The organism is Gracilibacillus halophilus YIM-C55.5 (assembly GCF_000359605.1).
GTDB lineage: Bacteria > Bacillota > Bacilli > Bacillales > Amphibacillaceae > Gracilibacillus > Gracilibacillus halophilus.
Genome location: NZ_APML01000029.1, coordinates 25973 through 33606, shown reverse-complemented (window position 1 = coordinate 33606; position 7634 = coordinate 25973). Strand labels below are relative to the sequence as shown.

Below are 7634 nucleotides of genomic sequence, written 5' to 3'. Positions count from 1 at the left end.
CGACACCAATAGATTCAAAATTTTCTGTTGTTACAGCTTTTCGTATTCATAAGCGACTTCATCTAGTTCTTCATCATATTTGACGTGTAAGCGGTAGCCTTCAAAGTACCAGGCATCGGTTGTGTCAATAAAGAACGTAATCCCTTCTTTCTCCGTAGAGGCAATGACGTCTTCTTGAGGTTCATTTATTTGAAACGCAAGGGAAAATCCTTCATGAATCGGACTATATCCTCCATATTTAGCTTGGAATTTTACAGTACTTCCTTCTTCTAAATCGACTTCGTTTTTAAACCATTGTAGTGCTTCGTCGGAAATTTGAATATCCATCGTAATCACTCCTTCTATGAACATATCAATTCATAAAGTATTGTACAGTATATATCGTACACCCTTTTTTATATGATTCCCAATATTAGGTTTATTCACACATGCAGATGAATTTTACAACAACATGGGAAGATATTTAAATAAATTTTTGTTATACTATGAAAAGGTGAGAAAAAACGTATGAAAGAAAGCTAGCAGGATACTAATCAAAAGGTGGTGAAGGAGATGGCGGTAACATATACGAATTTCCGAGGGGACGAGTACTATTTGCATGCGCGTACGACAAAGAAAGGGAATTACCGCTATTACTTTAAAAAAGATGATCCGAACACAGAAGTAAAAGCGATTCCAGAGGGGTATGAAATCTATGAACACCCGAATGGCCGCGTGTTTTTAACGAAAAAAACGAATAAAAAAATAAATAAAGATGAAATTACGATCATTGAGCAAGGATTGGAAGAATACAGCCCGATTCGAGACTTTAAACTAGATGTAAAAAAAGAGAGCGTATATGTCTATACTTATGAAAATCCAGTGCCTATTGATGAGAAGCCAGCTATTGTTGAGGCATTGAGTGATCCGAAGTATAAAACGTATGACGTACAGCTCTGCTTTACACTCATTGATCGAGAAGAACGAGAATTTCAGGTTGAAAGAAAGTTTTATCAAGGGGAAAAAGAAGACGAGTGGATGACGCTTGATCAATCGACCGATTTAACGAAACTAGTAGAAAAATATGTGCAACACCTCGGTCAAGAAAGCTTTTATCAACTCTATTAAAATGAAGATGGACGCGGAAAGAAACGCAAAACCACAGCATACGTTTTTTATGAATGCTGTTTTTGCACGTTAGTTTCCGCGTCTCATTTTTCATGAAGTCGATTTAAATATAATAGAGTTTGAATGAGATGTCTTGGTCATGGTTACCAAAATGACGACCGAATAAAGTGACGCCCCCTACATGTTCAGCGTCTTCTTTTACTTCAATCCGAAGGGTCCAACCATCCTTCGTCGTATCTAAATCGTCAATGGTCACGTCAGACATTGGCTCACCATCCATATAGGTTCCGTGTGATGTAATACGTATCGTTTTTAATAACCCATACTGATTAATATTATCTGGCCACCAATCAGGTGTGAATTTCCCACGTGTATCTGCGAAATCGCCAGGGCTTTCCCACTTTCCTAACTCAATGCCATCTAAAGTAAATGTAATATCAGACGGCCATACTTCATTGGAAAATGGGAACTCTGATGAAATTTCCATACTGATATCCAATTGTTGTAATTGTTCATCTTCTTGTAGGAAGTTTGGCGTTTTGTACTCGATAAATCCTTGCGTGAACCATAAAATTTGGGCATTCATTCGCTCAGGCGCCATAAAATATTTTGTTTGATCCACTGGCCCGACAAAATCATGTTCTGTTGCGAGACCGCACGTTGGCATAATTTGATAATCACTATAGTGACCTACCGGAATGGACGTTTCATGCGTAGCAAACGAATGATAAATCTTTTTCGGAAAATTCACTTCAATATGATCGACTTTTAATATGGAGATGCGCTGTTGTCCGGATTTACCTGGTACTTTTTCTGTCCGAATTAAGCCAGCTTCTTCAAGTTTTTTCACATGTTTGGTCACAATCGGGCTGCTTAAAGATAGTGCTTCGGACAGCTCTTTGATGTTCATTTTTTTCTTTGATAACAATTGTATGATATGTATACGTACTTCACTTGCGAGTGCTTCATAGACTGGCAGGGAAGCGTGATCAATTTGTAACTGCATAGTTAACACCCTTCTAACCTAAAATCGGTTGATATAATTAAATCGTATCAGAGGAGCCTATGAGAAACAAATCATATCGTCTTGATTTTGAAATAAAAAAGTTGACGAATGATCAATAAGTTTGATACTTTAATGATAGAATGAATGTTCTATCTAAATAAAGGAGACGTCTTTTATGAGTCGGTCAATAAAAAGGGATACACTGTTAAATGTAGCTGAGCGTTTGTTTTATCAGCATGGATTTCGAGGAGTTGGTTTGAAACAAATTATTCATGAAGCCAATGTGGCGACGATGACGCTTTACAATCATTTTCCTTCGAAAGACAATTTAGTGGAAGAAGTCTTGAAGCAACGTGAAGCGCGTTATTGGTCTTATTTGGATTCATATGTCGAAACGGACTCTGATTCTCCTTTTATTCTTGCTGTGGAAGCTCATGGTCATTGGTTAAAAGAACAATCGTATCAAGGCGATATGTTTTTACGGGCTATTGAGGATTATGCAGGAGAAGATAATGAGATTGAAAACATTGCCCGCGGTCATAAATCGCGTTTGCTTGAATATTTTCAACAATTGGCACAAAAAAAAGGCAAAGATAATAAACGGGATCTTGCCAATCAATTCACATTGCTCCTTGAAGGCACGACTTCGATGACGACATTGATTGGTGCAGATCAAGCAACTGAATATTCCATTACGATGGCGAGGACACTTGTCCAGCATACATCGTAATTTTTTTTACGAATAAAATAGAAAGGTCGTTCTATCTAAAAAATTTGTAAAGGGGGACGATATGATGCGTTTCTTACAGTTAGTATTACCAGGTGTGAGTATGATTGCAGTCACATATGGTTTGGCGAGATTTAGTTTTGGTTTGTTGCTTCCAGAAGTGAACGCGTCACTCGAGATGTCTGAGTTCGTATCAGGCATGATCTCTTCCTTATTTTATTTTGCTTATTGCTTTACGATCATCTTATCGACAGTGATGACGACAAAAGATGGGCCGAGGCGGATGATTCTATTAGCAGGATTATCAGCTTTTATTGGCTTATTCTTGATGGGGGTGACGCCTAATGTATGGATACTAGCGCTTGGGGTATTGTTTGCCGGTGGTAGTACGGGACTTGTTTCACCGCCATATGGTGCAGCGATCTCGCTTTGGATGAGAGGTGATCAGCAAGGAAAAGCCAATACGTGGATTAATTCAGGAACAAGTTTTGGTATTGCTTTATCGGGATTAGGCGCTTATTTTCTTACTTCTGATTGGCGATTCACTTATTTGATTTATGCGTTTTTAACATTATTGATATTAATATGGAACTATCGTGCGATTCCTAAAGGTGAGAACCGATCGATTCGGTTTGAAAAAGGGAATTTATCTATCCGTGGTGTGAAAGGAGCTACGACGCTGGTGTTAGCGTCACTCATGCTAGGGATTTCTACTGCTGCTTTTTGGACATTTTCAAGAACCTTTATCCAAGTCGCTGGTGACTATAGTGATTGGCAACTTGCTGGGTTCTGGATTGTGATCGGTATCTTTGGTGTGCTCGGTGGTTTCTCAGGATCTCTCGTTGAAAAAGGTGGACTGTCATTCTCTTATAAAATTGGAGCGGTATGTATTGCTTCATCTTCGCTTATTTTAGCGATTTCTCCTGAGGAAATGGTGATGGCTTATCTAGCGGCAGCGATTTTTGGTTGTTCGTATATATTTATCACTGGCGTTCTGTTAGTATGGGGCATTCGTGTGTTTATACGTAATGCGTCTTTAGGGATTGGTGTTCCGTTTTTAGTGCTTGCATTAGGGCAAGTGATCGGTTCGATACTGGCCGGTGGTGTAATTGAAGCTACAAGTTACACGACGTTATTTATTGTTTATGGTTTTATCGGAATGACGGCGACATTTTTAGCACCGAAAGAGGAGAATCATTTTACTATCAGACGAGGCTTTTCAAATGTTACACATCGTTTGAAAAAGGGTATAAAATATAAATGTGAATCCAGTTTTTATTAACGTGCGGGTGTTTGTAACGGAATGAAACTTTTACAATAGGAAAAAATATAGGTAGTGCTATACTTCTTAGATTGAGAGGAAGGGGGAATGGAGATGATGAATGCACTCGTGTTACAGTCTGATTTTGGCCTAGAAGATGGGGCCGTCAGTGCAATGAAAGGTGTCGCTTATAGCGTGAGCAAAATCATCCCTATCTATGACAATACGCACGGAATCCCGCCTTTTCATATATGGGAAGCGTCTTATCGGTTATGGCAAACCATATCGTATTGGCCAGAAGAAACTGTTTTTGTATCGGTCGTGGATCCTGGCGTTGGTTCGAATCGAAAAAGCGTGGTTGCGCGAACCCATCATAATCGTTATATCGTCACACCGGATAATGGTACGCTCACTCTCATACATGAAAAAGTAGGGATTAGCGAAGTTCGGGAAATTGATGAGAATCACAATCGTTTGCCGCAATCGCACGCGTCAGATACATTCCATGGCAGAGACGTTTATGCATATACAGGTGCGAAGCTCGCTTCAGGAGTGATTTCATTTCATGAAGTGGGCGAGCGGCAAAATCTAGATGAGATCGTTACGATTCCTTTTCAAAAGCCAGTTATAGAAAGCGACAAAATTACGGGTATGATTGACATTCACGATGTACGATTCGGTAATGTATGGACAAATATTAGCAGAGAGCTGTTTTCAGCATTATATGTCGAATGTGGCGATCAAGTACAAGTAACGATTCAACATGGCGATAGAAACATATATCGTCAGTCGATCACATTTGCCCGATCCTTTGCGGCGATTCCAGTCGGTGAGCCAGTCGTTTATATCAATTCGTTAGGTTATTTGGCGATTGCGATGAATCAAGGGTCATTTGCGAAAACTTACCAAATTGGATCTGGTGAAAATTGGCGCATTGACATTTCTGTATCATGAGAAAAACAAAGCATGTGACTTGATGAAAAACTAGTGATACATTAGGTAATGCCGAGGGTGTAAGTGAGAAGCGAGGAATAGAAATGGTTGCTAGTTTTTTATCTGATATCAAGCATCTTTTTAAACGATTTGTGTTAGTGGCGAATGTGATGCGACGTTATTGACATATTTCATGGCTTTACAATATTATGCGATGCCGATAGAGAGCGAGTTTCTTTTGTTACTGTTTGGCAGTGTGAGTATTGTTGCTGGCGCTTTAGCTTTGAACAATTGGCTGGAAGCAGATGTAGACGCAGTGATGGAACGAACAAGAAATCGGCCAACTGTGACCGGATCGTTGTCATTATCTACGGTATTTATGATTGGTGTTTTACTAAGTGTCACTGGTCTGATATTACTTTTTCTCATCAATGGATATGTGGCTCTCTATGGATTGATTGGTTGGTTCACTTATGTTGTGTTATATACGATGTGGACAAAAAGAAAATTTACTTGGAACACCCATATCGGTAGTCTATCCGGTGCTGTCACGCCACTCATGGGCTGGTCGGTTGTTGATACGGCGATACATCACGTTCCATTATCATTAGTTTTTATTATGTTTTTATGGCAAATGCCACATACGTATGCGATTGCGATTCGGAAGTATGAAGATTATCATCGTGCGGGGTTACAGATGCTTCCTGTAGTGAAAGGGTATCGCGTGACGATCCATCGTACATGGATGTATATTGTGCTGTTATTTGCGACATTATTTCTCACACATCAGTTTGGATATCTATTTATCGTTGTATTTTGTTTGATCACGTGTGGTTGGTTCGCAATTGCGATGCGGGCTTTCTTTGTTTCTTCGATAGAACGTTGGGCAGAGGAATTATTTCGGAGTTCGCTCGTCTATTTAACGGCTATCTTTATTCTTTATATGGTAATGATCAGCAGGTAAGGAAAGTTTGTGCTTTTCTACCTGCTGATTTTTTGATAATTCTAGCGTGAGTCTGGTAATTTTAGCATTAAAATTGTTGTTTCAATTCTTTTGAGCTTTCGACGGCTTGGTCAAGTAGTTGCGCCAGTTCTTGATTGCTTTCTGTCAGTGTCGTAACCGTTGAGCTCATTTCTTGCAAACTAGCGGAAGTTTCTTCAATAATGGCCGCTAAATCATTGGTCGACGATTCGACACCATTGGATTGGTCCTGGACGTCTTTTGCTAATGTAGTAAAGTTTTGAAGTGCGTCATTTAATTTCGTAATGGTTGATGTTAGCTCTTCAAAATATCCTGTGACTTCTTGAGATGTTTCCATACCTGTCACAAAACTCGTCATACTTTTGTCCATTTGCGCGACTGCAGATTCATTGGTTTCGTTAAGTGAAGCCAAATTGTTCGTAATCTTCTCTGTCGTTTCCCCTGTGAGATCAGCTAATTTACGGATTTCATCAGCAACGACTGCAAATCCTTTGCCAGCCTCGCCAGCTCTTGCTGCCTCAATGGATGCGTTTAAGGCGAGTAAGTTCGTTTGCTCGGTAATTTCTTTAATCGTATCGGCGAATCCATTGGTTTCTTTTATTTTGTCGGTTAAATCAGCAAATGTTTTACTAAGTTCACTAATTGTTGCTTCAAGTGTTTGATTGTGTTCGTTTAATGAATCCATTTTCTCTTTTCCAGTACGCGTTAATTCGTTCGCTTGATTGGCTTCTTCATAAAGTTGTTGAGATGTTTTTTCGACGGTATCGATATTTTGTCGTGTGTCATTGGTGGCATTTGAAATGTCTGTAATCTGTGATGTTTGTGTTTGGCTGGCTTGTGAAATTTCATCAATTGTAGCATTCAGCTGATTTTGGGTTTGTACATTTTCATGCAATTTTTGATTCACATGATCGATATTTTCTAACATTTTTTGAACGGATTGTTCGACGACTTGCTTTTGCTTTTCTTGATTCGTGTTATGAATCTCTGACTCTTCTAAATACTCAGCTAACTGTTTCATTTGATTGTTCGAGAACCGAATAACAAAGTGTAATGCTAGCGTGCCGAGTAAGAAGCATTGCAAGGAGTATTGAGCTAATTCTACCATTATGTCATTGTTGGCACCGATCATGATGTAGTTATAAATAATGACACCTATGCCCAACACTGTGCCTGTATAGAAAACTTTGTAATTCATATGGATCGCTGAAAATATACTTAAAAAGATCACGATAATAAAAGACGGTATGCTCGCCCCTTGAAGACTGATAAATAGATAAAGCATGAAATAAAAGATGATCACAAATAAATAGGGAAGAAGATAGATTTTATTCATGACCTTCTGGAAAATAATATACAGAGCGATAACAACGGCAAGTTCACTACTATAAACCATGCCTGCTGTCGCTTTATCTGTAAGAAATGCAAAGATTGCCCCAAGTAGTATCGAAATCCCCATTGTAAAAAGCATGAGTGTATTTTTTTGTCTCACGTCTTTGTATCGTAATGATTCAATAGCTTCCATGATGTATCCCCCTTTAGTCAAACGAGTTATCTTTTTACAATACTTGAAGTATATACAAATAGTTACAAAGATTCAATATATTCGACAAAATCA

8 protein-coding genes are annotated in these 7634 nt (G+C 38.9%); 5 read left to right on the top strand and 3 right to left on the bottom strand.

All coding sequences use genetic code 11. From position 1 onward, the window contains the following. Positions 1-30: 30 nt before the first annotated feature. Entirely contained in the window at positions 31-327 is a 297-nt protein-coding gene (locus J416_RS08255) for a HesB/YadR/YfhF family protein (protein ID WP_003468414.1), read from the bottom strand. Between the two features lie 225 nt (positions 328-552). Here J416_RS08255 and J416_RS08250 point away from each other — a divergent pair, with 225 nt between their 5' ends. Next, positions 553-1107 carry a hypothetical protein gene (locus tag J416_RS08250; RefSeq protein WP_003468412.1) on the top strand — a complete coding sequence of 185 codons (555 nt, stop codon included), beginning with the start codon at positions 553-555 and terminating at the stop codon, positions 1105-1107. 103 nt (positions 1108-1210) lie between these two features. Here J416_RS08250 and J416_RS08245 read toward each other — a convergent pair whose 3' ends face one another. Next, complete coding sequence (locus J416_RS08245; RefSeq protein ID WP_003468409.1) at positions 1211-2113, bottom strand: ArsR/SmtB family transcription factor; 903 nt, start codon at positions 2111-2113, stop codon at positions 1211-1213. A gap of 175 nt (positions 2114-2288) precedes the next feature. Between J416_RS08245 and J416_RS08240 the strand changes: the two genes are divergently transcribed. The 4 genes from J416_RS08240 to cyoE all read left to right on the top strand — a co-directional run bounded on the left by J416_RS08240 (position 2289) and on the right by cyoE (position 5998). After that, positions 2289-2843, top strand: a complete 555-nt coding sequence (locus J416_RS08240) for a TetR/AcrR family transcriptional regulator (RefSeq protein ID WP_003468406.1) — start codon at positions 2289-2291, stop codon at positions 2841-2843. Positions 2844-2904: 61 nt separating this feature from the next. Continuing rightward, positions 2905-4122 (top strand): MFS transporter, encoded by a 1218-nt coding sequence (locus J416_RS08235; RefSeq protein WP_240407265.1) that lies wholly within the window; start codon positions 2905-2907, stop codon positions 4120-4122. Between the two features lie 93 nt (positions 4123-4215). Next, entirely contained in the window at positions 4216-5055 is an 840-nt protein-coding gene (locus J416_RS08230) for an SAM hydrolase/SAM-dependent halogenase family protein (protein ID WP_003468400.1), read from the top strand. A gap of 172 nt (positions 5056-5227) precedes the next feature. Beyond that, complete coding sequence (gene cyoE / locus J416_RS08225) at positions 5228-5998, top strand: heme o synthase (protein ID WP_156809554.1); 771 nt, start codon at positions 5228-5230, stop codon at positions 5996-5998. 67 nt (positions 5999-6065) lie between these two features. Here the strand turns inward: cyoE and J416_RS08220 are convergent, their stop codons facing one another. Beyond that, positions 6066-7541, bottom strand: a complete 1476-nt coding sequence (locus J416_RS08220; protein ID WP_003468392.1) for a methyl-accepting chemotaxis protein — start codon at positions 7539-7541, stop codon at positions 6066-6068. Positions 7542-7634: the final 93 nt, after the last annotated feature.